General features: G+C 55.5%; 18 protein-coding genes. 8 read left to right on the top strand and 10 right to left on the bottom strand.

From position 1 onward, the window contains the following. The first annotated feature begins 1 nt into the window (after position 1). The gene (locus G523_RS0114360) at positions 2-577 is read left to right on the top strand and encodes a hypothetical protein (protein WP_155802778.1); all 576 of its coding nucleotides are present in this window, start codon (positions 2-4) and stop codon (positions 575-577) included. Positions 578-597: 20 nt separating this feature from the next. Next, positions 598-1,470: a division plane positioning ATPase MipZ gene (locus tag G523_RS0114355; RefSeq protein ID WP_022695760.1), complete on the top strand. Its 873-nt coding sequence runs from the start codon at positions 598-600 to the stop codon at positions 1,468-1,470. Positions 1,471-1,509: 39 nt separating this feature from the next. On the opposite strand, the gene G523_RS19455 is transcribed toward G523_RS0114355, so the two are convergent. Further along, a complete protein-coding gene (locus tag G523_RS19455; RefSeq protein ID WP_022695759.1) occupies positions 1,510-2,619 on the bottom strand; it encodes an isoaspartyl peptidase/L-asparaginase family protein in 1,110 nt (369 codons plus the stop codon). Between the two features lie 120 nt (positions 2,620-2,739). Next, the gene (locus tag G523_RS0114345) at positions 2,740-6,120 is read right to left on the bottom strand and encodes an autotransporter domain-containing protein (protein WP_162141057.1); all 3,381 of its coding nucleotides are present in this window, start codon (positions 6,118-6,120) and stop codon (positions 2,740-2,742) included. 282 nt (positions 6,121-6,402) lie between these two features. Between G523_RS0114345 and G523_RS0114340 the strand changes: the two genes are divergently transcribed. Both G523_RS0114340 and G523_RS0114335 read left to right on the top strand, forming a co-directional pair. Then, a complete protein-coding gene (locus G523_RS0114340; protein WP_022695757.1) occupies positions 6,403-8,196 on the top strand; it encodes an autotransporter assembly complex protein TamA in 1,794 nt (597 codons plus the stop codon). Beyond that, on the top strand, positions 8,196-12,341 hold the full coding sequence (locus tag G523_RS0114335; RefSeq protein WP_022695756.1) for a translocation/assembly module TamB domain-containing protein: 4,146 nt from the start codon (positions 8,196-8,198) through the stop codon (positions 12,339-12,341). Before G523_RS0114340 ends, G523_RS0114335 begins: the two co-directional genes overlap by 1 nt. A 51-nt stretch (positions 12,342-12,392) precedes the next feature. Here the strand turns inward: G523_RS0114335 and G523_RS0114330 are convergent, their stop codons facing one another. The 3 genes from G523_RS0114330 to G523_RS0114320 all read right to left on the bottom strand — a co-directional run bounded on the left by G523_RS0114330 (position 12,393) and on the right by G523_RS0114320 (position 15,107). Next, positions 12,393-13,100 (bottom strand): hypothetical protein, encoded by a 708-nt coding sequence (locus G523_RS0114330; RefSeq protein ID WP_022695755.1) that lies wholly within the window; start codon positions 13,098-13,100, stop codon positions 12,393-12,395. Between the two features lie 229 nt (positions 13,101-13,329). After that, positions 13,330-14,067, bottom strand: a complete 738-nt coding sequence (locus G523_RS0114325; RefSeq protein ID WP_022695754.1) for an RcnB family protein — start codon at positions 14,065-14,067, stop codon at positions 13,330-13,332. Between the two features lie 98 nt (positions 14,068-14,165). Continuing rightward, positions 14,166-15,107, bottom strand: a complete 942-nt coding sequence (locus tag G523_RS0114320) for an isopenicillin N synthase family dioxygenase (RefSeq protein ID WP_022695753.1) — start codon at positions 15,105-15,107, stop codon at positions 14,166-14,168. Between the two features lie 323 nt (positions 15,108-15,430). Between G523_RS0114320 and G523_RS0114315 the strand changes: the two genes are divergently transcribed. Next, on the top strand, positions 15,431-15,703 hold the full coding sequence (locus G523_RS0114315) for an SEL1-like repeat protein (RefSeq protein WP_022695752.1): 273 nt from the start codon (positions 15,431-15,433) through the stop codon (positions 15,701-15,703). A gap of 88 nt (positions 15,704-15,791) precedes the next feature. On the opposite strand, the gene G523_RS0114310 is transcribed toward G523_RS0114315, so the two are convergent. Further along, entirely contained in the window at positions 15,792-16,496 is a 705-nt protein-coding gene (locus G523_RS0114310; protein WP_162141055.1) for a polysaccharide biosynthesis/export family protein, read from the bottom strand. A 115-nt stretch (positions 16,497-16,611) separates the two neighbouring features. Between G523_RS0114310 and G523_RS0114305 the strand changes: the two genes are divergently transcribed. Genes G523_RS0114305 through G523_RS0114295 form a run of 3 tightly spaced genes read left to right on the top strand, consistent with a single transcriptional unit; the run spans position 16,612 to position 20,125 of the window. Then, a complete protein-coding gene (locus G523_RS0114305) occupies positions 16,612-18,114 on the top strand; it encodes a GumC family protein (protein ID WP_081648832.1) in 1,503 nt (500 codons plus the stop codon). A gap of 13 nt (positions 18,115-18,127) precedes the next feature. Then, complete coding sequence (locus G523_RS0114300; protein WP_022695749.1) at positions 18,128-18,832, top strand: tyrosine-protein kinase family protein; 705 nt, start codon at positions 18,128-18,130, stop codon at positions 18,830-18,832. A gap of 3 nt (positions 18,833-18,835) precedes the next feature. Next, entirely contained in the window at positions 18,836-20,125 is a 1,290-nt protein-coding gene (locus G523_RS0114295) for an O-antigen ligase family protein (protein ID WP_081648831.1), read from the top strand. Here G523_RS0114295 and G523_RS0114290 read toward each other — a convergent pair. Genes G523_RS0114290 through G523_RS0114275 form a run of 4 tightly spaced genes read right to left on the bottom strand, consistent with a single transcriptional unit; the run spans position 20,122 to position 24,331 of the window. After that, on the bottom strand, positions 20,122-21,048 hold the full coding sequence (locus G523_RS0114290) for a glycosyltransferase family 2 protein (RefSeq protein ID WP_022695747.1): 927 nt from the start codon (positions 21,046-21,048) through the stop codon (positions 20,122-20,124). The two genes, G523_RS0114295 and G523_RS0114290, sit on opposite strands and share 4 nt — an antisense overlap. Continuing rightward, positions 21,045-21,821, bottom strand: coding sequence for a polysaccharide deacetylase family protein (locus G523_RS0114285; protein WP_022695746.1), 777 nt, complete (start codon positions 21,819-21,821; stop codon positions 21,045-21,047). Before G523_RS0114285 ends, G523_RS0114290 begins: the two co-directional genes overlap by 4 nt. Then, entirely contained in the window at positions 21,808-22,818 is a 1,011-nt protein-coding gene (locus tag G523_RS0114280; protein WP_022695745.1) for a glycosyltransferase family 2 protein, read from the bottom strand. Before G523_RS0114280 ends, G523_RS0114285 begins: the two co-directional genes overlap by 14 nt. Next, positions 22,808-24,331 (bottom strand): exopolysaccharide biosynthesis polyprenyl glycosylphosphotransferase, encoded by a 1,524-nt coding sequence (locus tag G523_RS0114275; protein ID WP_022695744.1) that lies wholly within the window; start codon positions 24,329-24,331, stop codon positions 22,808-22,810. Before G523_RS0114275 ends, G523_RS0114280 begins: the two co-directional genes overlap by 11 nt. Between the last annotated feature and the right edge of the window lie 4 nt (positions 24,332-24,335).

Raw genomic sequence — 24,335 nt, 5'->3', positions numbered from 1 at the left:
TTTGGCAATCGGCTTAAACACTTGGTTAACCGAAACCATTCAATTTGGTAATATGTTTACACGACTCTTACGCCCTTCTCAGAGCCATGTTCACGCCAGCTTTCCTCAAGATGCAGCGGAAGGCGAAGCTTTCCGCAACGTTGACCGGGAGCTGGAGAACAGACTTTTTGGAACGGCGCGTAAGGCTCAGTCCCTGACTTCTCTTTCTGTTCATGCGCATGAGGGTGCCGCACTGAACGGCGCAACCGGACGCAATGATGTGCTTGGTAGCGCGCTGGAAGATCTGTCAGCTCAAATCGCTAATCTTCTGCAGCCTCAGGGCAACACGCAGAAGCAAGCGGTTGAACCAGTTTCTGATAATGTCGTTTCAGACTTTCTGTTCGACAGCGCAGCAAAAACAGAGGCGGTGGAGGCCGATCTGTTTGATGTTTCCCCAGGAGTTTCGGAAGCAGCTTCGCAGAATCAGATTATCGCAGCCAGCCAGACTGGAAGGCTCAAAGGTCTGGGGGCAGACCAGAGCTCGACGGAAACTGTGTCGGGGAGGGTAAGTCCAATGTTGAATGGAGCGTGCTCGTGAAACCCGAAGGATTTAATCTCATGGATCGTGCGCAGGACCTGACGTCAAACAAGACGACAGTTGATGCACATGAGTGTCGTGTCATCATTATTGGTAACGAGAAGGGCGGCGCCGGTAAGTCTACCGTTGCGATGCACCTTTCCGTGGCTCTCATGCGTATGGGCAAGAAGGTCGGTGTCATCGACCTCGATGTTCGCCAGCGCACGTTTACCCGCTATCTTGAGAACCGCACACGCTGGGTTAAATCAACCGGCTCCAACATCCCGATGCCAGAATCTCTGCGTGTGGATGCGAGCGTTGCGCGTAACCTTGACGAAGCTGAGGCAGAAGAGAGCGAACGTTTCCTCGATAGCCTGAAGCGTCTCAAAGCCAGCTGCAATTACATTATCGTAGACGCGCCGGGTGGTGACACATTCCTGTCTCGCCTTGCGCACGCTTCGGCTGATACGCTGATCACGCCTCTGAACGACAGCTTTGTTGACTTCGACCTTCTGGGCGATGTGAACCCGCAAAGCCTCGAAGTTGTTCGTCCGTCTTTCTACGCAGAAATGGTCTGGGCGTGCCGTAAGCACAAAGCGCAGACGACGCGAAAGCCGATTGACTGGGTTGTCATGCGTAACCGGATGTCTCCACTCGAAGCGCGCAATAAACAGCGTGTTGGCGAGGCGCTCGACAATTTGGCGCGCCGTATTGGCTTCCGTCTGGCGCCAGGCCTGTCCGAGCGTGTGATTTACCGTGAACTCTTCCCAATGGGCCTGACACTTCTCGACCTGACAGAAGAAGGTTCGAACATCACCTTCACGATGAGCCACGTCGCTGCTCGTCAGGAACTACGTGACCTGCTCATCCTTCTGAAGCTTCCGGGTATTGAGGGCATGGAACTGGCGTTCTAGAGCGTCGCTCCAGACAATAAATCATATCAGGAAGGCGCCCTAAAAGGCGCCTTCATTGTATTCGTAGATCTCGATTTCTGTGCGGCCCTCAGATGTCTGATATGCGCGATACATACCTTCGGTATTGAACGACCAGGCTGGATAGCCGTCCGGCCCGAGCATCACAATGCCGCCGTCGCCGCCGAGCCCAGTAAGCTCTGTATGGATGACGTGATCTGCTGCCTCTTGAGCCGTTTCACCTAATAACTCGATACGGTTGCAAATCGCGTAGGCGATAGCCAGACGTATGAAGTATTCGCCTGTACCGGTCGAAGAAATGCCGCAGACATTGTTTTCCGCATAGGTGCCTGCACCGATTATTGGGCTGTCACCAACGCGGCCCCAACGCTTCGCGGTGGTGCCACCTGTAGACGTGCCGGCGACGATATTGCCATTCATGTCCATAGCGACCACGCCAACCGTTCCGAATTTCTGATCGTCCGGGAATGAAAGCGACGAGAGCCAGTCGTCCGAGAGCGAGGCTTCCTGTGGCGCCATTGGCTGCATACGCTCCGGCGCCTCTACGCCGCGCCGTTCCAGCGCGCGCAGCAGGCTCTGCCAGCGACGTTCCGTAAAGAAGTAATATGGATCGACGATCGCCAGTCCTTGCTCCGCTGCGAATTGATCTGCACCTTCGCCTGCCAGCATGACGTGAGGCGAATGCTCCATCGCTGCTCTGGCCGCGGAAATCGGGTGCTGGATGTTGGAAAGGCCTGCGACAGCACCGGCGTCGAGCGTGTCGCCGCGCATGATGGATGAGTCGAGTGAGAAGCCACCTGTTTCTGTCATCACAGCGCCGCGTCCGGCATTAAAGAGAGGGTTGTCTTCCAGACCTCGAATCACGGCCTCGACAGCATCAATAGCTTCGCCGCCCTCAGAGAGGATGCCGCTACCTGTCGCCAGAGCTTGCGTCAGCGCAGCGGCGTAAGCTGCCTCGGTTTCGTCGTTCATAGATTCGCGTGTGATCACCCCCGCGCCGCCGTGAATGACAATGGACCACTCCAATGGCGGCGCCGGCACTTCGAGGAGAGGCTCGGAGGCGGAGGTCGCGCATGCTCCAAAAGCTAGCGCTGAGGCGGCGAGGGCGACGGAAGCTGAGCGGAAAGACATGAAGGGCTCCGATTTCGAAACATGATGACTGGTCACCATGTCAGCGCGTCTTGTCTTTTAGCGCAATAAAAAAGAGGCGGCCCGAAGACCGCCTCTTTCAGAGTGCATAGATTTTGAACCTTAGAATGTCGCGCGGACGTTCAGGCCAAATGTCGTGATGTCGAGCTCATCGCGACCTAAGCTCTGAGAGACAAAGCCGTTAAAGCTCAGGTTATCAGAGCTGTAGTATTGAAGCTGAGCGCTAAGATCCACCCAGGAGCTATCGGATTCTGGACCAACAGTCTGGAACGTTGATGGTGACGCACCGTTGAAGAAGGACGACACTGTCGTTCCGTCAGTTGCCAGATCATAGATGAAATCCGCACCGATGGTTGGGCGGAATTTAGATGGGCTGTCAGGGTTGAAGAAGTGGAAATCCGCACCGGCATGCACCTGAGCCGTACGGGCCCGGATGTCATCAAAAGTCAGTGCGCCTGCACCACCTCGCTCTGAGTAGCCATCCACATCGAACGATGCATAGTCGATACCGAACGATGGTTCGATAAAGAGCAGGTGGCCGGTGTCGTAAGCTCGGGACAGTTCTGCACCGATGACGAACTCGTCTGCGTCAGTAGAGCCGAGCAGTGTACCGCCTGTGAGGACGTCAATGCGTGTCGAGGTGACGCCGCGTTGACCGGCGCCTGCGTACGCGTTGAGGTTGATACCATTTTCCCCGGCATAAGCTGCGTAAATGCCAAGTGTCACGCCATCAGATTCATTGCCGCCGACGGATGAATTGTATGTGGTCTCGCCGTCAGTATAGCTGAGGAATGCACCCATGCGGAAGCCAGGTTCGAGTTCGCGGTCGATACCTGCTGTGATGGTGATGCCATCGAGGTCACTGGTTTCGTTGTTCAGTGCATTGGTTTCTGTACCAGTATAGTAAGAAACCTCCACGAACGAGCCCATACCTGTATCGGACTGAGTATTGACGCTACCGCCGCCCTGAGCTGCGGTTGCTTCAGCTGCCAGCGCGAACGCTGCCATTTCTTGTGAGCCTGCAACCTGAACGCCGCTTGTTCCAGTGCGGTTGAACGCGGCCCCATTGGCATTGCCTTGAGCGATTGCTGCAAAGCGGTTCTGCAGGTGAACACCAAGCTGATTATTGCCTGCAAGGAGACCGTTAACCACAGACCCTTGCTCATGTGGCGTTACGCCTTCTAGAGCAGAGAGAAGCTGATCGCCGCTCAGATAGTCGAGCACGCCATAAACGCCGCTCATGTCATCATAAGATGAGCTACGGGCACGGTTTAGGCCGTCGACGAGGCTCTGAGTGTTCTCGTCTGTGATTGTTGGAAGCACAGACTCAAAGCTTGCAGCTTCGATTGTGTAGTTCAGCGCGCCGCCAACATCTGCGTAGGTCGCATAGAGGACGCCGAGCAGGTCGGTGTCTGCAATGGTGCCTGTCGATGCGCCTGTGTAGGTGATCAGCGTGCCTGTGTCGCCGAACTGGTAAGGCGTGCCGAACAGAACGCTACCGCCAAAGGAGGCATCACCATCGACAGACAGGCTGTTGCCTGTGTAGCCGAAGACGCTTGCCGACGTCATGACGAGGTCGCCAATCAGCGACATGCCTTCGCCTGGTGTCAGAAGGCCAGCGTTCCAGAGCGTTTCCGCATTGTATGTACCGGTACCTGTCAGAACACCTGCAACGTTCAGAATGTCACGGGAGATAAAGACGCCGTTGTTTTCCAGCGTGCCACCAATGACTTGCGTATCGACGAGCGCCCAGAGGCCGGCATCGGAATTAACGCGCAGCGTCGCGTCGAGGTTAGCTATGGTCAGGCTGTCGACTTCTGCAAAGATGTCGACGGTCGTTGTGCCAGCATTGCTGAGCGTGACGTCGAAATAGTTGTAGAAACCAGAAGCCTGAAGGCCGTTGTTCGGAACGAAGTTCGTAGAACCCGGGCCAGCCAGAGCTGTCGGAGAGCCAATGTCACCATACTGGTAAGTGATGAGTTCTGCATCGCCAGTTGTGCCCCAGACAGAACCGCCTGAAACAGAACCGAAGTTGGCGTCACCAATGCCGTCACCTTCAATGAGGAGACCACCTGCCGGACGGTTTTCACCGATAGAGCCAACGACTGCGTTTGCAGATGCATCAACGCCAGCTGTGCCGGCTGGAGTGCCTTCTGTTTGCTGTGCTGGTGCGATATCGACGTCCAGAACGATGCCTTCGTCCGGGCCATCGCTGCCCACGCCAGGTTCTGGCGCGTCAGGGATGCCGTTTACGAGGTTACCGTTCTCGTCAATGATCAGATAATTCGGGTCGAGGTCCTGAACCCAATGTGTTGCATCGCTCCAGAGACCGTCGCCTTCGATCGCGCTGACATATTTGTAAGGGTTCGCTTCGACGATGAAGTCATAATAGTTGAACAGCGGGTTGTAATAGCTGACATCGGAGTAACCGGATGGAACCGGCGAAACGAATGTGAAGCCGCCACTGAGAACGCCGCCAATAATTGGCGCGTCGCCGAGCTGATCAAAGAAGATCGCAGAACCGGAATCGCCGCCTGCAGTACCCGACTCGTATGGGAGTGCATCGTCAGGGAAAATATCGTTAGACAGAGATGTATTGAACCAGGTGTTATTGATTGGGTCATCAAAGAAAAACCAGCTCACACCATCTGTACACGCCCAGTCACCAATACCGTCACGACCGCATTCGTCGCCTGTGCGATCCGGATTATCGAAGTCGATCCAGTACATGGACTGGTTCGCGCCCGGAGCGTTCGTGTAATATGGCGTTGCATCTGTACCGAAGATTGCGCTCAGGAAGTCGACCTGAGATCCGACCATGCCGATAAGGTTTTCACCAGCCTGACGTTTGCCATCAATGCCGACATCACCGGTGGAGCCAATACCGTGGCCACCATAACCGACCATAGATACGTGCTCGCCAACGCCAACAGGGCTGAACAGCATCGAGTAGCTAGGCAGGTGCGCGAGAGGGTTAGACAGGCTCACCATCGCAACGTCAGCGGATGGGAAGTTCAGCGCGGAACCGAATGCAGGGTCTGCGTCCGGGTGGATGAGGACCTGGTTACCGAGGACGAGGCCGTTACGCTCGTCGATTTCGTAGAAGCTGCTTGCCGCGCCAGTGCTCAGCCAGCCAAACAGTGCGTCAAATGTATCAGGGCCGTATGCGATGATCGGCGATAGAAGGTTGGCGTCTGCGTCATAGAAAGTGGACGGAAAATCATTAAAGCAGTGCGCTGCAGACAGAACCGTACGGCCGTTAATGAGAGAGCCGGTACAGTTAAACGTAATTCCGCCTGTCTGATTGTTTAGCATATAAATCTGAACAACGCCGTCCCATTGGGTGTTGTCGGCATACTCTTCTGAACCAGCAACGGTGACGTCATCGCGAACGGTAAGAGCGTTTGCGGCAGGCGCAAGCGCGACGCTCAGCGCAAGAGCTGAGGTCGTGGCCAAATGAGCCATAAAAGTCTTCGATTTCAAGGTATAATCTCCCCGGATTACAATGCAGGCTGATTTAGCGTCCCGGCAAATCAGCCAATGCGCGATATATGACGGTAATTTCACGGGAACGTCAAAGCCTGTTCGTGCATTAAATAGAGAAAATGACCCTCTTTTCGTAGGCGTTGATGTAAGATAGTTGCAGCTTGCCGTAAGGTGAGCGTGAAAGTGTATTGCCCTGATGCAAAGCCCGACATTCTCCATTATCTTCACAGGCGGGGGCGGCCGTTATTTTGAGTGCCGCTGGAGAGTGTATCAGGTTTGATGTTCGAGAGTTTTGTGTCTGTGCGTGCACTAGCCAGCGCGTTTGCATTGAGTTTTGTCGCGCTGTTGCCAGTGTCCGTAGCGCAGGCGGATACTGTTGATATCCGTCGGACGACTGAGTCCAATTATCCGGATGATCTCTGGAGCGCGCTTCGCAATGCACTGCCGGACGAACGCACGCCTGAAACGCTGTTCGATGCGCGTCGTCAGGCCGAGCGCGCCAGCGGTATCATCAGCAATATTCTGAATTCGCGCGGCTATTACGCGCCTGAGATCACGGCACTGGTTGAGACAGGCACGGTTAACTCGCCGGTTATCGAAGTGAATCCGGGACCGCGATTTCGCATTGCAGGGCTCAACCTCGCATTTGAAGGCCGCAGTGCCGAAGCCGAAGACATCCAGCAGGCCATGTCCGAGATCGGCGTCAGCGAAGGCGATATCGCCATACCTGCCGAGATAATCGACGTGGAGCGTCAGCTGTCCCAGTTTTTCCAGAATGAAGGTTACGCTTTTGCAGATGTATCCACCCGGCGCGTACGCGGGGACCGTGAAGCAGCAACGCTCAATATCACCTACACACTTGATCTCGGAGATCGTGTTCGTCTCGGAGAAACAGTGCTGCCGGAAGATTCTGAAACGGATGCTGAGTACATTCTGGACCTGCAGCCGTTTGAGCAAGGCGAGATATATGCGCCGTCTAAGCTTTCCAGTTACGCCGCTCGTCTGAATGAATTGCGCACCTTCCGTATCGCCAATGTCAGATTGACAGATGAGCCGACGGGAGAAAGTCCGGAGGGCGACGTAATCCACGATGTCGTTGTGACGCTTACCGAGCGTGAACGGAATACAGTCGCTGTCGGCGCAAGCATAGCAACTGACGTCGGCGTCGGTTTCAGTCTTGATTATACGCGCCGTAATTTCACCGGCAGAGGCGATACACTGACCGCAGGACTTGATTTTGCGCAGCTGGAACAGGAAATCGAGGTTGAGTGGCGCCGCCCGAATGAACTCGGATATGGCCGCAACATCGTGCTTTCAACCAGCCTGTCGAACGAAGAAACTGACGGGTTCGACCGGCAGCAAGTTGGTGTCAGTGCAGCGCTTGAAGTCAGCCGGTCTCCGGACTTTACATATACGTTCGGCGCGACGGCATCTCTGATCCATGAAGAGGATGACTTTGGCGAACGCGATCTCCAGCTTCTTGGACTCTTTCTGGCGGCGCGTCTCGACCGGTCAAATGATTTCCTGAATCCGACGCGAGGCTGGCGTCTTGACGGTCGTATTGATCCGAATGTCTCTTTCGGCGGCGAAGAGAGCCAGTTTATACGGGCTGAAACACAGGCGCGTGCTTATTGGCCTGTGCTGGGTGATGATGATCTGGTTCTAGCGGGCCGCGTGAAAGTCGGCACGGTTTATGGCGCTGATATTGATGCTCTGCCATCCGATAGCCGCTTCTATTCCGGGGGTGGCGGCAGCGTCCGTGGATATGGCTATCAGGCGATTGGCCCGAGGTCTGCTGATGATGACCCCATCGGCGGACGCGCGCTTCTGGAGACATCGGTTGAAGCCCGCTGGCAGGTTCGTCCGCAAATCGGAATTGTCGGCTTTGTGGATGGTGGCAGCGTATCGCGCACGGAAGTGCCGAACTTCTCTGAGCTCCGCTTCGGCGCAGGTTTCGGTGTGCGCTATCTCACGCCCGCAGGGCCGCTACGGATTGATATCGCGACGCCGCTGGACAGGTCGGAGTTTGATGATCCGGTTCAGGTTTACATCGCATTGGGGCAGGCATTCTGATGACTGAGACTGCTCAACAACCTTTGAAGACGCGGCGCATACCTTTATGGGCGAAATGGCTGGCGGGTGTTCTGCTCACGATTATCGTGCTGCTCATTGCTGCGCGAATTATTGCGGGCAGCTCAGTCGGGCGCGATTTCGTGGAGAGCCGCCTTGAGGCTCTGACCTTCAGCGGCCAACAGGTCGAGATCGACGGTTTCGACGGAGATATTCTGTCGTCTGCCACGATCGACCGCCTCGTGGTCCGCGATGAAGATGGCATCTGGGCAGAGGCAAGAAACATTTCACTTGGCTGGAAGCCGTTCAATCTCGTTGGCCGCCGCTTGGTCCTTACTGACCTGACTATGTCGGATCTGGAGGTCCTGCGCAGACCGGTCATACCTAAATCTGAAGAACCGGAGGAGGAGCCGTCTGACAGTACGAGCCCGCTGCGTTCTGTCACGCTGTCCAATCTGGATATTGATCGGCTCTTTATGGCGGAAGGTGTGGTTCAGCAGGAAGTGGCGGCGTCAGTCTATGCGGCTCTTAACTGGACGCCTGCAATGTCGCGTTTCGACGTAGAGATTTTGCCTGAGGATGCCGATGGTGATCGTCTCGTCGGTGAAGTTGAATGGGGCAGGCGCACGCCGCTCTCTGGTGCTCTGGAGCTGAATGGTCCGGCAGGCGGCCTGTTTGCAGCGCTGCTTGAACTCGAAGACGGCGACAGTGTAAATGCGATGTTCAACGCGTCCGGAGATATGGATGCGGTTGATGCGACCCTCACAGCCCGGATCAATGATGAGGACTGGATTGAGTTCGAAACAACGCCGTCAGATGGCCTTCAGGCTGTTACGGCGCGGGTTGAACTTGCGCGCCATCCTGCAACATCGTCACAGATTGTCCGGCTGGGTGACGTGCTTGATTTGAGTGGCATGTTTGAGTTCGATGATCCGCTGGCGACGGCGACGCTTACGGCTCAGACGGAAACAATGTCTCTGACTGTATCCGATGCGAATGACGCCGATAATTCCCAGACGGCGAATATAGAATTTCGGGCGCGTGACCTCAGCCGCGTTGCGGGAACGTCGGATGTTTCGATTGATGACTTGAGCCTTGTCGGGCAGGTGCAGCGCGGAGGGAGCGCTCTGGCATTCGACGGTAATATTACCGGTCGAAATCTTATTGTGCCCGGCTTTAGCGGCAGCTCGCTTTCTGGCCCCATTGCGGCGAGGTTCGATGGCGGCGTCGTTCACATCGAGCCACAGCTCGAGGTCACAGGCGCACGTGTGGCGACTGGTGATGAGGAGATTGCTCTAAGGTATATCCGCACCAATGGTGTCGCAGAGTTTACTCTGGAAACTATGGCGCTCGACCTTCAGCGATTAGCTGTTTCAACACCGCGCTCTTCGTTGAACGTAAGTGGTAGCGGGTCTTTTGCAGATGGAATTTCCATCAATCTGGCTGGCGACGTAAGGGCCGGGCTGTCTGAGTTCAGAGTTTACGAGCGCGGTACAGTTTCAGGGCGCTGGGAGCTTCGAAAAAACAGTTCGGCTGCGCCGGCACAGTTTCGCGTGGCTCTGAACGGTCGCGGACTCGGTGAAGAAGGAAGTGCGGCTTACGACTGGTTTGGCGAATCCATCGCGCTGGATGCGAACGGTCGCATTACTGACGATGGTGCGCTCACTGTGCCATCATTATCGCTTGTGACATCTGCGTTTGAACTTTCGGGCAATGCCTCGCGGACTGCCGAAGGCATGCTCCAGTCATCCTTTGAACTGATAACGGCTGAAAGCTATCCACTCGCAGATATGGCGCCCGGTACACGCATTCGGTCGACAGTTTCCGGGGCGATGGAGGCGCTGAACATTGAAGCAATGCTGAATGCGTCAGAACTTGCGCCAGGCGGTGTTGTGGTGGCGGAACCGGAGTTCGGCTTCACCGGTGCGTTCTCTGACGGTGTTCTTGATGGCGATATTCTTTTCACCGGTGGTCTGGAAGGCGATCCGTTGCGGCTGGCCGCCTCTGCTCGTGTTGACGGCGGGTCGTGGCAAGTCAGTGCAATTGATGGCCAATGGCGTGAGCTTGTTCTGGAGGGAGACGCTTATGGCGATGGCGGCGACCTTGAGGCCATCAGAGCAGATACCAATCTCGCAGGGCCGCTACCTGACGGGCTGCTTGCGGAGACCGTCAATCTGAATGCGCGACTGGAGAGCAGTAGTGTTGCGATCAATGGTGTGCTCGAAGGTGTTGAACTCGGTGCTGTGCAGAATGGTGAACTCACTCTGGATGTTCAGGGCGCGCTTGAACAGCTGCGCTATGACATCGCGCTCACAGGCCTCACGCTGGTATCCGGTATCCCGCAGGATGTGGATTTGCGTTTGACGGGTGAAGCGCGCGATCTTGCAGATATGACAAGATCAGTGTCCGGTGAAATCAACGGGCAGCTCGGCCTTGAAGAATTCGGAACGACGGAACCGTTTTCCTTCGCACAGACAGAAACCGGATATTCGGGCGACATCCGCCTCGCCGTGTTCGGTGGTGAAGTCGCCGCTGCTTTGAGTGACAATCCGGAAGCGCGCGTCACGGCCTCGATTGCTGCTGTTGAATTGCCACGCTTGCTCGTTGCGACAGGGCGCGCACCGCTGGATGGTGCAATCGATGTGTCCGTCCAGCTGCGTGAGAATGGAGATGCTCTGGTTGGTACGATCAATGGCAAAATGGGTGACGTTGCGCTGCCGGACTCGGAGATGTCGCCGGTCACCTTCTTCCTGAATGGTGTCATTGAGAACGAAGAGGCAAATATTCGTCTCAGAAGCGCTGAAGGACAAGCTTTGAGCGCGCGCTTTGAGGCGAACCTTCCGCTCATTACGAACGCAGCCGGGCTCTCGATTTCGCTAGATGATAGCCGCGAAGGCGGCTTTACGGCCGCGCTTGGCGGACGTGTGGATAATATCGCTGCGCTCGCGCTTCCGGACCGCACTGTGCTTACTGGCGGTATTGATGCCAATGTTACAGGGCCTATCCCATTCCAGCCTCAGGCGCTGGACGGCTATGTCCGCATGGACGATGGCCAGTTCGAACAGGGCGAATTGGGCGCAGTTTTGCAGGCCATCGCATTCGATATCGGACTTGCCAATGAAACGCTTACGCTCAACCGACTCAGCGCGAACGGCCGTAGCGGTGGCACGCTCGCCGGGCAGGGTAGTTTTTCCCTCACTGGCGCGGGCGACAGTAACCTCAGGCTCGAGGCCGACAATCTGGTGCTCGCTGACAGGTATGAAGGCCGCGCCACGGCGTCAGGTATCTTTGGCATGGAGCTGAACGACGAGACGATTGTCGTTACGGGTGATCTCACGCTCGATGAGGGCCATGTCTATCTGGATCGGCTGCCGACATCGTCAGGTGTGACAACACTGGATGTGAGCTTTGGCGAAGAAGAAGAGCCAGAGGTTGATGAAGAGCGCACGGTCGAGATCGACGTTTCACTAAACGCGCCACGGCGTCTTTATGTAACCGGGCAGGGCATGGACGCAGAGCTCTCTCTGGAGTCGCGCATTACAGGCACACTGTCGGATGTCAGAATTGACGGACGCGCCGACATTGTGCGCGGGCGGTTTGAGCTTCTTGGTAAGCGGTTTGAGTTCGTTGACAGTGTAGTCTTCTTGGAAGGTGCGCCTATGGAAGCCCGTCTGGATATCACGGCGGAACGCGAGACGAATGACCTACTGTCCCGCGTGAATATCACCGGCACACCTGCGCGCCCTGATGTGTCACTCAGTTCGGTTCCAGAATTGCCGCAGGATGAGGTCTTGGCGCGTGTGCTGTTCGGGCGGTCCCCGTCTCAGCTGACAGGGCTAGAGGCTGCCAGACTAGCCGCCGCGCTCGCGCAAATGGGTGGTGGCGGCGGTTTTGATCTGCTGGGCGGTATCGAGCAACTGGCTGGGCTGGATGCGCTGGATGTGCGTCAGAACGACTCTGGTCAGTTCGAAGTGTCTACCGGCCGGTATCTTTCAGAAGATGTCTATCTGGAGGTCATGTCAGACGCGCAGGGCAATGCCGGCGTTAGCGTTGAGTGGGAACCGCGAGAGAACATTTCTGTCACTGCTGACACAACGCCGGGCGAAGGTGAGAACCTGACGATCGAATGGACGCGTGACTTCGATTAATAGAGGGGTATGGGGAGGCTTTAAACGGGCGATCAAAGCCCGCTGATAGTCCTAGAATTCACGGGCCAGGGAGAAGCCTGCGAATGATTCACGTTCGGAATTGCTGATGCCGCCGGGCGCTGAATAAGACGCTTCGGTCTCGATATAGCTGATCGTGAACTGTGTGCCGCCAAAATAGGTTGATACACCCGCTTGAAGATCACCAATGGTGATCTGGTCATCGAGGCTCATCGTCATGGGCGCGCCGTCGGACAGTGAGAAATTGTTCGTGCTGACGCTAAGGGCTTCGCCGTCCGCAGCTGCGAATATATACCAGCCGCTCGTTGCTTCTCCGCGTTCGAACTGAACGACGTTGCCGAATCGAATTTCGGCTGAATAACCTTCAAAGCCTGCGTCATTTGACGAAAACGCCGTGTAGCGCGGAGATAGATACAGGCCCGATCCATCGCGTTCGTCCGGGGCTGAAACCGCCCAGTCATTACGGAAATTCAGCTGGGTCCGGGTGTCGGTCGGTCGGGTTGGGGACAGGTGCAGGCTATTCTCAGCGCCGAAGCCAAAATCTGAAGGCAATGCAGGCGAGATGTCCGCACTCGGTCTGGCAAGATTGAGTTGTGCCGTGCCGGGAACCGTCGTCGGCTGGATGTTGATTCGCGTATCTGAATAATGCGGGGCGGAGATAATACCTTGTTCTTCCTCTGCTGTTGCAGACTGCGCTGTCCAGGCAAGAATGCCGGTGAGAAGAAGAATAGCGTTTTTCATGCCGTTACCGTCTTAACTTATATCATATCCCGATTAACACTCCAAACTCTACTTGGTTCCAGAGTGTAACGAGAGATTGTGGCGGAAAGACGGTTCTGGACTTGAATTAGACCTCGCTAAATTAGGTCTGGGTTTAGACTTTTGATTCGATGAAGATTTGTATTTTAACAGGTTGTTAAAAAGCCCGGCACGAGGGCCGGGCTGATCATAAAACTTTTTTCAGTAGGCATTAATCGGTGAGGATTGCGCCTACGATAATGCCTGCAACAATGCCTGTTCCGACAGCGGCCAGGTAAGCATCGTTATTATGGCGGACCCAATAATGACCGGACGGCGGAGCATACAGACCATATCGGTGATAGTCATTGATCCGGTGGCGCCCATGGTCGTGGAAGCGTGAGCCTACGCGATAGTAAGGCCGATAGTTCGGCTGATATCCGAAACGCGGCGAGTACAATACCGGTGTGCGCGGATTCCAGTGGTAGCGCGGCTGGTAATGATTGTTCCGTGGGCGATAATTCCGGTAATTATAGTTGTTGTACGAGTAATTATACCCGCGGTTATTGTTGTAATACCGGTTGTTATATTGCCTCTGACCATAGTGGCGCTGGTTATAGTTGTTATAGCCGTAATGACGGTTGCTATTGTTGTAACCGTAATAGCGATTGTTGTTATGGCGCGAATAATTGTCATGACGACGATTATTGTGGCGGTAGTCGCGGTCGCGATGACGATCTCCGCGATAGTCGCGGTGACGGTTGCCACGGTAATCACGATCACGGTGTCGATCGCCGCGATAATTGCGGTCGCGATGGCGGTCATGGCCATTGTAATGTCGGTCGTTGGTTTGCTGGGCGTGTCCGTTACCGCGGCCATGCCCGTAGCTCTGCGCGGACGCAGGCATAGCGGAAACCGTGATCATACAGCCAGCCAGAAACGACACGCCGAGGAATTTCAGAGGCTTCATTCGGAGAATCTCCCAGTCTGGGCCCCCACACACATGGATAAACAATAGTTAACCAAAGTGAACGGGGGCTGAACAGCCCCTTTTTGCAGTCAGGCCTTCTATTTAAGAAGCCCGATCTCGCGCAAACGTTCCATAAGATATTCATTCGCCGTGATCTGCGGAAACTTTTCAGGGTTCTCGTCAGACACACACGAAGGCAGCGCGCGGATTTCGACATCCGGTTCGAAATGCAGGAAGAACGGCATGGAATAACGGCCGAATTTCGAGCGTTCCGGAGACGGGTTCACGACGCGGTGGGAGGTGCTTTGAAGGACGCCATTAGTCAGGCGTTGCAGCATGTCGCCCACATTAATGACCATTGTGCCTGGAGGCGCGCTCACGGAGATCCAGTCTTCTACGCCACGCGGCCGGACTTGCAAGCCTGCCTCATCAGCGCCCAGGAGCAGGGTGATGACGTTAATGTCTTCGTGAGCCGCAGCACGCACGGAACCTTCCGGCGGCGGTTCTTTCTGCGCAGGGTAGTGTAGAAGGCGCAGAATTGAATTGCCGTACTGAACCTTGTCGACAAACCAGTCGCGCTCCAGACCGAGGCCTGTCGCGACAGATTGAAGAAGACGATGACCGAGACTGTCAAACTCTTTGAAGATACCATTCGTCGCCGTGTCAAAGTCCGGAACTTCCGGAACGCTAGGCGTGTCAGGCATGGTTTCCCGATAAGGGTGGTCTTCCGGCAGCTCTCGGCCTGTGTGCCAGAACTCTTTCAGATCGATGGCCGCAACACCTTTGGCGTTCTCCTGGCCAAAAGGCGTGTAGCCACGTTGGCCAGCCCCGTTCGGGTCGAAATATTTTTGCTTGGTGTCAGCAGGTAGAGCAAAGAAATCACGCGATGCCTGATAGGCCTTATCGATCTTCGTCTGGTCGAGTCCGTGATTGGCAATAACAGCAAAGCCGGTTTCCATGAAAGACGCCATCAGCGCCTTCGTAAAGTCTGCATCATCAGCGCCTGGCGCTGGCAGTGAAATGGGTTTCAGAGTGTCCATAAGTGAGTCACCTTTTGATTGGCGGGGAAAATAACGCCGGTTTCGGTGTTTTGCTATGGCTTAGTCGTCGCAGTCCCGGATGCAGTTCACCATGGTTTGGTAACGAAATATTCGCCAAATATTAGGGTTCCGGAAATTCAAATAAATGAATAGTTACCAACGTTTACCTCAATAACTAAATACAGATCAGAAAAGTAGTTTGGTTAACTAATGGGCAATCTATCCTTGTCTTACTTTCATTGTCGGCAATGACCGACAGGTGATGAAGGAAAGCTTTTAGACCTGAAAATCAGGCGAGGTTTTCCACATTAGGAGAAAGACAAATGGCATTTGCTGAAAGCAAACTGGAAGCCCCATGCGAAGAAATGGGTCCTGAGTCTAAAGGTGAAGACCTTTATCGGATGGGATTGGTTTATTCCACGGGAATGGGCGTCGCAGTCGATTACATCACGGCGCATAAATGGTTCAATCTGGCTGCTCTGCGCGGCTATGAGGAAGCCAAGGCGTCACGCAAGGAACTCGCCGAGTATATGAGCTCGGAAGAGATCGCAGCTGCCCAGAAAGCAGCGCGTGAATGGCTCGTCCTCGCGCACTAAGCGTTTCAAAACATTTCTAAGCAACCGAATGCAATCTGCCCGGTATGCCGGGCAGGGCACTCCTGAAGTGGCTTTGGTGTTTGGTAAGTTAGTTCAGACCGCTACGCACGTCGTAGAACAGGCTGAAATCAATTGGCAGTGCTTCACGAATGTACTGCTGGATGAACAGATTGTGCTGTGCGATCGGTGAACGCGGGACGTAGATGACGTCATAGCGTTGAAGTGGCCCAAGATTGGCCAGCTGCGGATCATGCCATCCGGAGCGAACATCTATTGCCCAGCTGCTGATTTCGCCGCTTGGCTGACGACGCACCAGAATGACCTGACGCTCGTTAGCGTTGCTGGTGAAGCCGCCGGCCATGATAACGGCCTGAAGCGCATCAATCTGCCCCGGAATCTCGATGATTCCCGGTTGGCTGACCTGTCCACCCACGAAAACTTGCTGCGGACCATACTGGGCGACGAATACGTCCAGGCTTGGATCAACCAGTCTGGAACTCATTGCGCTGTAAATCTGCTGGTTTATTTCCGGTAGAGTCCGGTTGGCGACCATGATCGGATCAAGCAGTGGCATATGAATGCGCCCGTCAGGGCCGACGGTGACGGTTCGAGACAACTCAGGCGCTGAATAGACGGTAATTTCCAGCTGGTCGCCCGGGAAAATCCGGTAGTTTGGGAGGCTCGGAGAGTAGGGCTGGAACCCGGGTATGCCAGACACTGTTGTTGGCGGGTTTCCCTGACTGGCGCAGGCAGCGAGAATGCTTGCGAACATGATGGCTGCAGAACGTCTCATTACACGGCCTATAAATTTCGAAATCACCGGCAGCATCGTGGTTAATCATCAATGAAATATTAAGGTCAATTTCCGATTTTCGTTTGGGATAATAGCGAGAGTAGGGCCGAATCTAATGCCAGCGGACGATGGATGGTCAAATGTAGCGACTTCAGTCGCCTCATCGACGTCAGCTTCCGCACGTCGTTCCAACAGGCCTCAACTGGATATACCTGAGTATGTGCTACTGCTCTGGCGCGCGAAATGGGCGATTATTCTCGTTGCTCTTCCGATACTGGCGCTCGCGATCCTGTTTGCTTTTATGCTGCCGGTTAAATACGCTGCGACGTCTCGTGTTCAGGTCACCCTTGGTAACGAGCGTGTCTTTGCGCCTTTGACGACGGGGGCAGATGCCCAGTCTGCAAATCTCGGTCAGGAAGAGATCACGGGTTCGGAAATCGAGCTGATCTACAGCCCGGTCATTTTTGATCGTGTGCTGCAGGAGATCGGTATGGATGTCATCTATCCCGATGACTACGAGGCGATGATGGAAGCACCCGAGGAGGATCGTCCGCTGTTGTATGAGCGTACGCTATTAGGCTTCCAGAAAGACTTCGCCGCCGGTGCTGCGCCAAAAAACCCTGTGATCCGCACATCATACGAACATGAGGACCCGGTTGTCGCCGCGCGTGTCCTGAATGCGATTGTGCAGACCTATCTGGAGTATCGCTCCGAACTTTTCCTTGAGGATGACGATGGTGTCTTGTCTCGACAGCGCGAAACACTCGCAGACGAACTTGCCGCGGCCGATGCTGCGATTGAACGTTTTCTGGTCGATAATCGCATCGGCGATTTTGATACAGAGAAAGGGTCCGTTGCGTCGCTCTATGGTGCGGTAACCGACAACCTTTTCAACGTTCAGGCCCAGCGTAGTGAAGTGCAGGGGCGTCTGGCTTCGCTCACAGCTCAACTTGCGCTTACTGAACCGACCATCGATCTCTACGTTGAGACCAATTATCAGCAGCAGCTCCTTGATCTGCAAATTGAGCGTGAGAGCCTGCTGTCTACTTATCTGCCAGGTACGCCGCAGATTGATGCTATTGATCGTCGTATTCAGAATGTTCAGAACCTGATCGCATCTCAGGGTGATGGCGTAGGCGTCATTCGACGCGGACCGAACGAAGTGTTCCAGCGCCTTGATCAGCAGCGTGCAGAACTCGAAGCAGAAGCGTCTGCGCTGCAGACACGATATGAAGAGCTGCGCCGTCAGAAGAATGAGATTGAAGAGCGCCAGCTCCAACTGACCCGGCTTGAGCCGCATTATCAGGAATTGCTCCGTGATCATTCCATTCTGGAGAACCAGTTGCGCAACCTTACGGTTCGTGAAGGTGACGAACGCCTGATCCGTGAAGTGTCGCGGGCGAACCTGGATAACATCCAGATTCTTGAGCCAGCACGCCCACCTGCGCAAGGAAAAAGCATGCGCATGCTTGTGGCTGCTGCAGGCCTGCTGTTTGGTGGTTTCACCGGCCTAATTGCGGCGATGGTCTGGATTTTCTCTAGGAATACGATGCCCACAGCGGCCTGTGCATCACGCACGGTCGGTTTGCCGGTTCTAGCCAGCGTCAGACGTGTGTGAAGGAAGCAGATAGATGATCGACCTTCGCTCTGAGATTACCGACCTTGCTCGTTCCGTTGACCGCATTCCGGGCAGCGACCGCGGACGGTCTGTCATGGTTATTGGCGCAGATCCCGGCAACGGTGCGTCCAGCGTCGCCGCGTCGCTCGCTGTGCTTTTGGCCGGACGTTCAACGCGTGCGGCCTGGCTGATCGACCTCGATCTTCGCGGTAATGGCCAGTTCAATGCTTTCCAGCAGCGTATTTTTCCACGCATTGGGCTTCCGGGACGGCCGCTTGATGCCTCATTGAACGTAGACCAGTTCTATCAGGTGGTACCTCAGGTGCGAGCAAATGGCGGCGCATCGCGTGGTCCACTAAAGCTATTGGGCGCACACCGCGTCGAGCACTCAAATCTGTTTGTGACGCGGTTCCGCACGCAACATATCAAGCCGGGCCAGCGTATTCAGGTTCGCTCTGGCGGCGCGTACTGGGATGCGCTGCGCAAAGTGTCTGACTGGGCGGTTCTGGATGCACCTGCACTCGATAGCTCGACCGCAGGACTTGCGCTTTGCCGTTACGTAGACGGTGTCGTCATCGTGATGGAAGCAGATCAGACGACAGCTGAATCTCTCAATGCGACACGTGATCAGATTGAAGCACATGGTGGCCGCTGTGTTGGCGTCGTGGTCAATCAGATCAGAGGCGATGCACGCTTTGCTGACAGGTTTTCGGGGTAAGTCATGAGTAGGGCGCAGATGCCATTTCTCGCCCGACTGCGCTGGCTGGAAGTGGTCTGCGTGGGAGTCAGCCTGCTTCTCTTTTCCGAAGCGTTGTTGGGACGCATTTTTGCGACTCCGGAAAATCCTGAGGGCGGCGCGTTTCTTCGTTTTCTCTGGCTCCCTATTTACGGGTTTGGCGCCGTCGCCATTATGGCGCGGTGGCGCGATTTCGTAGCGATTGTCATTCGGTCGCCTGCACTTGTTGCGCTGTCCTGTCTGGCTGTCGCATCGATGTTCTGGTCGGTTGATCCCAGCACGTCGCTCCGCCGAGGCATTGCTATTCTCTTCACGACGGTCTTTGGCTTTTACGTCGCCTCCACGCTGACCTGGAAACAGATGCTGCGCGTGTTGGGTATCGTCTGGATTATTCTGGCCGCGGGCAATTTCATTGCTGGGGCAGCCTTTCCGGGGTTTGGCCGCATGCACGAGATTCACGTCGGCGCATGGAATGGCCTATGGTTCGAAAAGAACGCGCTGGGCGGCTATCTGGCGCGCGCGAGCTTTTTGTTCGCCTTCCTTTTGATGGTTGATAAAGGCCATCGTCGGTGGTGGGGGTTTGGTCTCTTCCTGTCGGTATTGCTGGTGCTTCTGTCGACTTCTAAAACCTCGCTTCTGGGCATGATGCTCGGGTTTGGAATCATCTTCTGTTACCTCTGGATGCAGCGTGGACGTATCGTCACGATCTCGACGCTTTGGCTCATTTTCGGGCTGACGGGGGCAGGGTATCTCGTTCTGACGGTCGCGCCTGAGGCCGTTGTGGCGTTGATCGGGCGCGATCTCTCGCTGACGGGGCGTACCGATATCTGGGAAGTGCTGTTGCAGCTGATTTCCGAGCGTCCATTGCTTGGCTATGGCTATGGTGCGTTCTGGGGTGAACAAAACGGTCCGGCCTATCAGGTATGGCTCGCGACTGAATGGCTGGTTCCGACGGCGCACAATGGTATTCTGGAAGTCGTTCTGGCGCTGGGCTGGATCGGCGGTGGCCTGATGATCATCGATTTCCTGATGAACTTGTATCGCTCAGCTTCGACCGTCAGCTCACGGCCAACTTCGCTCTTTGCATTTGGTACAATGGCGCTGTTCGCGCTGTTCAGCGTGTCTGAAAGTGTGTTCCTCCTTCAGAATAACCTGACATGGGTGACCTATGTCGCCGTAGCCGCAAAGTTATCTCTGGATGCCAGAAATCGCGCGCGCGCTCGCGCCGAACGGAAAGCACGGACACGCACTGCGCGCCGCCCGGCATTGGTCTAGCGGGCGTGTGCGCCGTAAAAACGTTGTTCAAACGGACCAAACCAGAAAATCTTCCCGAGGCCTTGCGCCGTGCGATCAAACCAGAACGCACGGTCCGGATGACGGATCAGAAGCATGCCTGCGGACATTAAGCCATAAATGCCAGCCTGACCCACGCCAACCAAAGTCCAGAATACCATGCCGGGAATATCGCTTGGCGTCTTACGCGCGCAGATGGTTGTCGGTGCCTGACCATAGGCAAAGGCACGGCGGAGCGTGTAGCGAAGACGCAGACGGCTTTCCGGTACATGCTCAAAAACCGAAGCTTTACTCGCCCAGCCGAATTTATGGCCTGCCTGATCCAGTTTGGAAAAGAGGATATCGTCTTCACCGCCGGTTTCGTTGGAGCGCGTGTCAAACAGCGGGCCGTCACAGGGCAGCTGATCGAGATCAAACAGGGAGTTGCCGCAGCCGTAGAACTCGTTGATCACGCCTGTCTCTTCAGGACCAATGCGCGAGAAGAACTTCTTGAAATAGCGCTCGTGCAGTTGGTTCTCGTGAGGCAAAGCTGTTACGACAGGGCCGAAAGTGATTGCAGATTTATGCTTGTCATAGACGCTGAGCATTTCTGCGAGCCAGTTCGACGGCGCAGACTGGTCATCGTCGAGAAACGCGATCAGGCGGCCGCGTACTTCTGAAATCGCCTTGTTTCTTACATTGGCCACACCCGGCTCGGGCTCTGACGCATATCTGACCTGAATAGGCGCGTTTCCGTATCTCTCGACGACGACACGCGCAGACCGTTCTGCATCATTGTCGACGACAAGCAGTTCGGTTTCTTCCGCACACACGTTTTTCTGAGCCAGCACGCTGTCGATAGCGCGGGTCAGGCTTTCAAGCCGACGGAAAGTCGGAATAACAACGGAGGTGCGGATTTTTGTCATTTGACTTTAAACCCCACACGTTTTGCGGCGACTTTCGGTGTGCAGATTTCGATATCGAGTTCCCGGGCGCGATCGAGGATTTGTCGTAGCTGGCTTGGTGTCATGCCATGTTCGCTCGGTGTCTCGGAAACGTCATGGGTGAAAATGATCATCCAGCCGGGAGTGTGGTGCAGGCAATCAAGTGCCGCATAGGCCCGGTCGAAGCTGTGCTGCGTGTGATCAATCTCGAATGCGCGGAGCTGAGCGCGATCGACAACACCGCGGTTAATCCCCGGAAGTATACCACGGAGCGTGAGAAAATCGCCCGCGAGATGTTTCTTCACGTCGAAGCGCGTCTCGCCATACGGGAAGGCGAAACTGTCCACGCTGTATGTTTTACAGATCTCTTTCAGAAGTTCGATGTTATGCTCGACGTCCGCCATGACTTCGTCGTGTCGGGCCTGCGCGCAATCGAGATGCGAGTGAGAGTGTGCGCAGATCTCATGGCCAGCGGCATTCAGTTCTGCGACCTGATCGGGCGTCGTCACGAGGCCCATATGGGAGTCACGCCCCATCAGACCTGTGGCGATATAATAGCCCCCGCGAACACCATACTCTTCAAGGGTGCGTGCGCCTGTTTCCGCCGCTGAAGCCGGGCAGTCATCGAATGTGACCGAAAGAATAGGGCGATCCGTGATGACCGTAGCTGGTGCAGCCTTCCGATATTGCGTCAGGCGGCGCTCGATTTTAGCAAACAGAGACCGGTTCGGCTCATAAGGTTTAGGTGCCAGCATGACGGGCTCCTCCATAAACGGCTGCGCGGAATGTCTTCAGCGCAAGTAAGCGGATGGCGCGAGGCATCAGCCAGACCGGCATGCGGCTGACATAGCGGCTGACCTCGCGGATCAGGGAACGGCCCGGCAACCGGCTGAACATGGATGCCATGCGATAAAGCGGTGTTTGCGCCATCACATCGGGATGTCGTTCAACGGCCAGCCAGAAATTAGCGCCGGATTGTTCGTATTTTCGCAGCAAATCCTGCGCTGTGTCGAGGCCAAGGTGAGTTGCCGTATTGTCGATATGTTCAACCGGATACTGGCGTGAAACACGAATGCCCCATTCGACGTCTTCCCAGCCCCAGCCGCTGAAGGCCGGATCAAACGGGACGTCATTCATAATATCTCTGTGCGCCAGAACATTACTGGTGAACACGTAGCGGCCCGGCTCTTCAGAGCGGATCTGGGCAGGTATACATTCGGAACGTTCTGATTGGGCGCGGTGCAAATCCGTCTTCGATGAGAAAGGCGTTAGCTTCATGGAGAAGCCCCCCACAACAAGGCGAGGAGCGGGATCGTCCTGAACGCATTTCAGATAACGTACAATGAAACCTTCATCATCGGGGATCATGTCGGCATCGAGAAAGACGAGCCATGGCGCGCGCGAGCTGGCCTGAAGCCGATTTCGGCCCGCAGAGCGGCCTTTATTGTGCTCGGCAGTGATCAGACAGGCCGCGCCCGGAAAGGCATCTACGCTCTCGCGCACCGCGTCGGTCAGCGCGATATCCTGACTGCCATCATCATAGACGATGATCTCGACAGCTTCAGCGTAATGACATGCCGCCAGCATGCTCAGAAGCTGGTTGGCACTGTCCTTATAAGTCGGCACCAGAATGGACAGGCGCGGTGTCACGTCTGTCCAATTTGCGTTGGTGTGAATGGTTTCGCCGTCAGTCGCTACGGGAATGCCTGCAGAGGCAGGCGGAGCCTGACGCGCGCCTGCTTCAGCGATCATTCGTGTCATCCCCCAGTAGGCAAGGCGCTGTCATGATCATGATGTAGAGGTCGAACCAGAAGCTGGACCGGTTCACATATTCCATATCAAGACGCACACGCTCCCGAACGAGTTCGGTCGTGTGAACAGGGCCACGAGAGCCGTTGATCTGTGCCCAACCAGTAAGACCCGGCTTTACGCGGTGACGGTGCGCATAGTCGCCAACCAAGTGGTGAACCTCGGTCTCTTCGGTGGTCATGCCGACGGCGTGAGGGCGTGGGCCAACCAGAGACATTTCACCTTTCAGCACATTGATCAGCTGTGGCAGCTCATCAAGGCTGGTTTTGCGCAGGAAGCGACCAAGGCGCGTGACGCGGTCATCACCATCAGTTACCTGCGTGATGATACCTTCTTCGGCCTTTTTGTCCGGACGCATAGTGCGGAACTTCCAGACGCGGATAACCTTATTGTTGAACCCGTGACGCTTCTGTTTGAAGAAGACAGGGCCCGGGCTGTCGAGTTTGATCAAGGCGGCAATAATCAGCATGAATGGCGAGAACGCGACCAACATCATCGCGCCAATCACCACATCTGAGATGCGTTTTACAAACGCACGGCGTGCGTCGGCTGGCGCGCCGGAAACGTATGCAGCAGGTGCATCGGCAACTTCAGCGAGGCTTGCGCCTTCCGGATTATAGTCTTCCAGATCGAGCAAAAGCACCACGCGGTTCGGAAGGTAGCGCAGACGCTCGATCAGCAGGCGAACGCGGTCTTGTGCTTTGGATGTTACAGTCACAATAATGCGGTCAACGCTTGGCAGGTTGTCCCACGCCAGCAGGTCATCCAGAGTGCCGACAACCGGAACACCATGCATACGGTGTGGCGCACGGCCCAGGCGGTCATCGAAAATTGCTACGATATTCAGTTCACGGTCTTCGGAGTTCCGCTCGATCAGGCGTGAAGCGTGCGCTGTCGCACCAACAATAACGACGTTCTCCGACAGTCTGCCCTTACGGATAAGATGCTTTGTCCAGCTTACATGGTGGGCGTGTGCAGCGAGGACATAAACGCCAGCGAGCGTACCGGTGCCGGCAAAATACATGAAATTACCGCCAAGACCGATCAGCCAGCTCGCAGACAAAAGTGCTGCCAGTGTCAGGCTCGCGCCGAGGGCGACCTTTGCCATGTGGTCGAGAATTTTTTCTGTAAACGGAAAGCGATAAGCACCTGCCGACCACATGCCCCAAACCACGAGAGGCGGCATCGTCATGAACGGAAGCGCAACGCCCAGCGGGAGATCCAGAAAGGCGGTCCCTTGCGCGGAAACAGCAATCAGGGACAGCAAGCATAGGCCTACAATATCGATGATACGTGCGCCCAGACGGATTGCTTTGCGATCAATAACGAATTGCTGCTGAAACGGGCGGGCATCCTCCAGACCAGGACGCTTAGCTTCATGCACAGACAGGCGCGCCTGTTTGGGCGCGCTTTGTGTCGATGGCTGCGCATCTAGCGATTGTGCCGTCTGGTTCATATGG

It is taken from the genome of Ponticaulis koreensis DSM 19734 (assembly GCF_000420665.1).
In the GTDB taxonomy this organism is placed as follows: Bacteria; Pseudomonadota; Alphaproteobacteria; order Caulobacterales; family Hyphomonadaceae; genus Ponticaulis; species Ponticaulis koreensis.
This window is presented reverse-complemented; position numbering and strand designations above follow the sequence as displayed.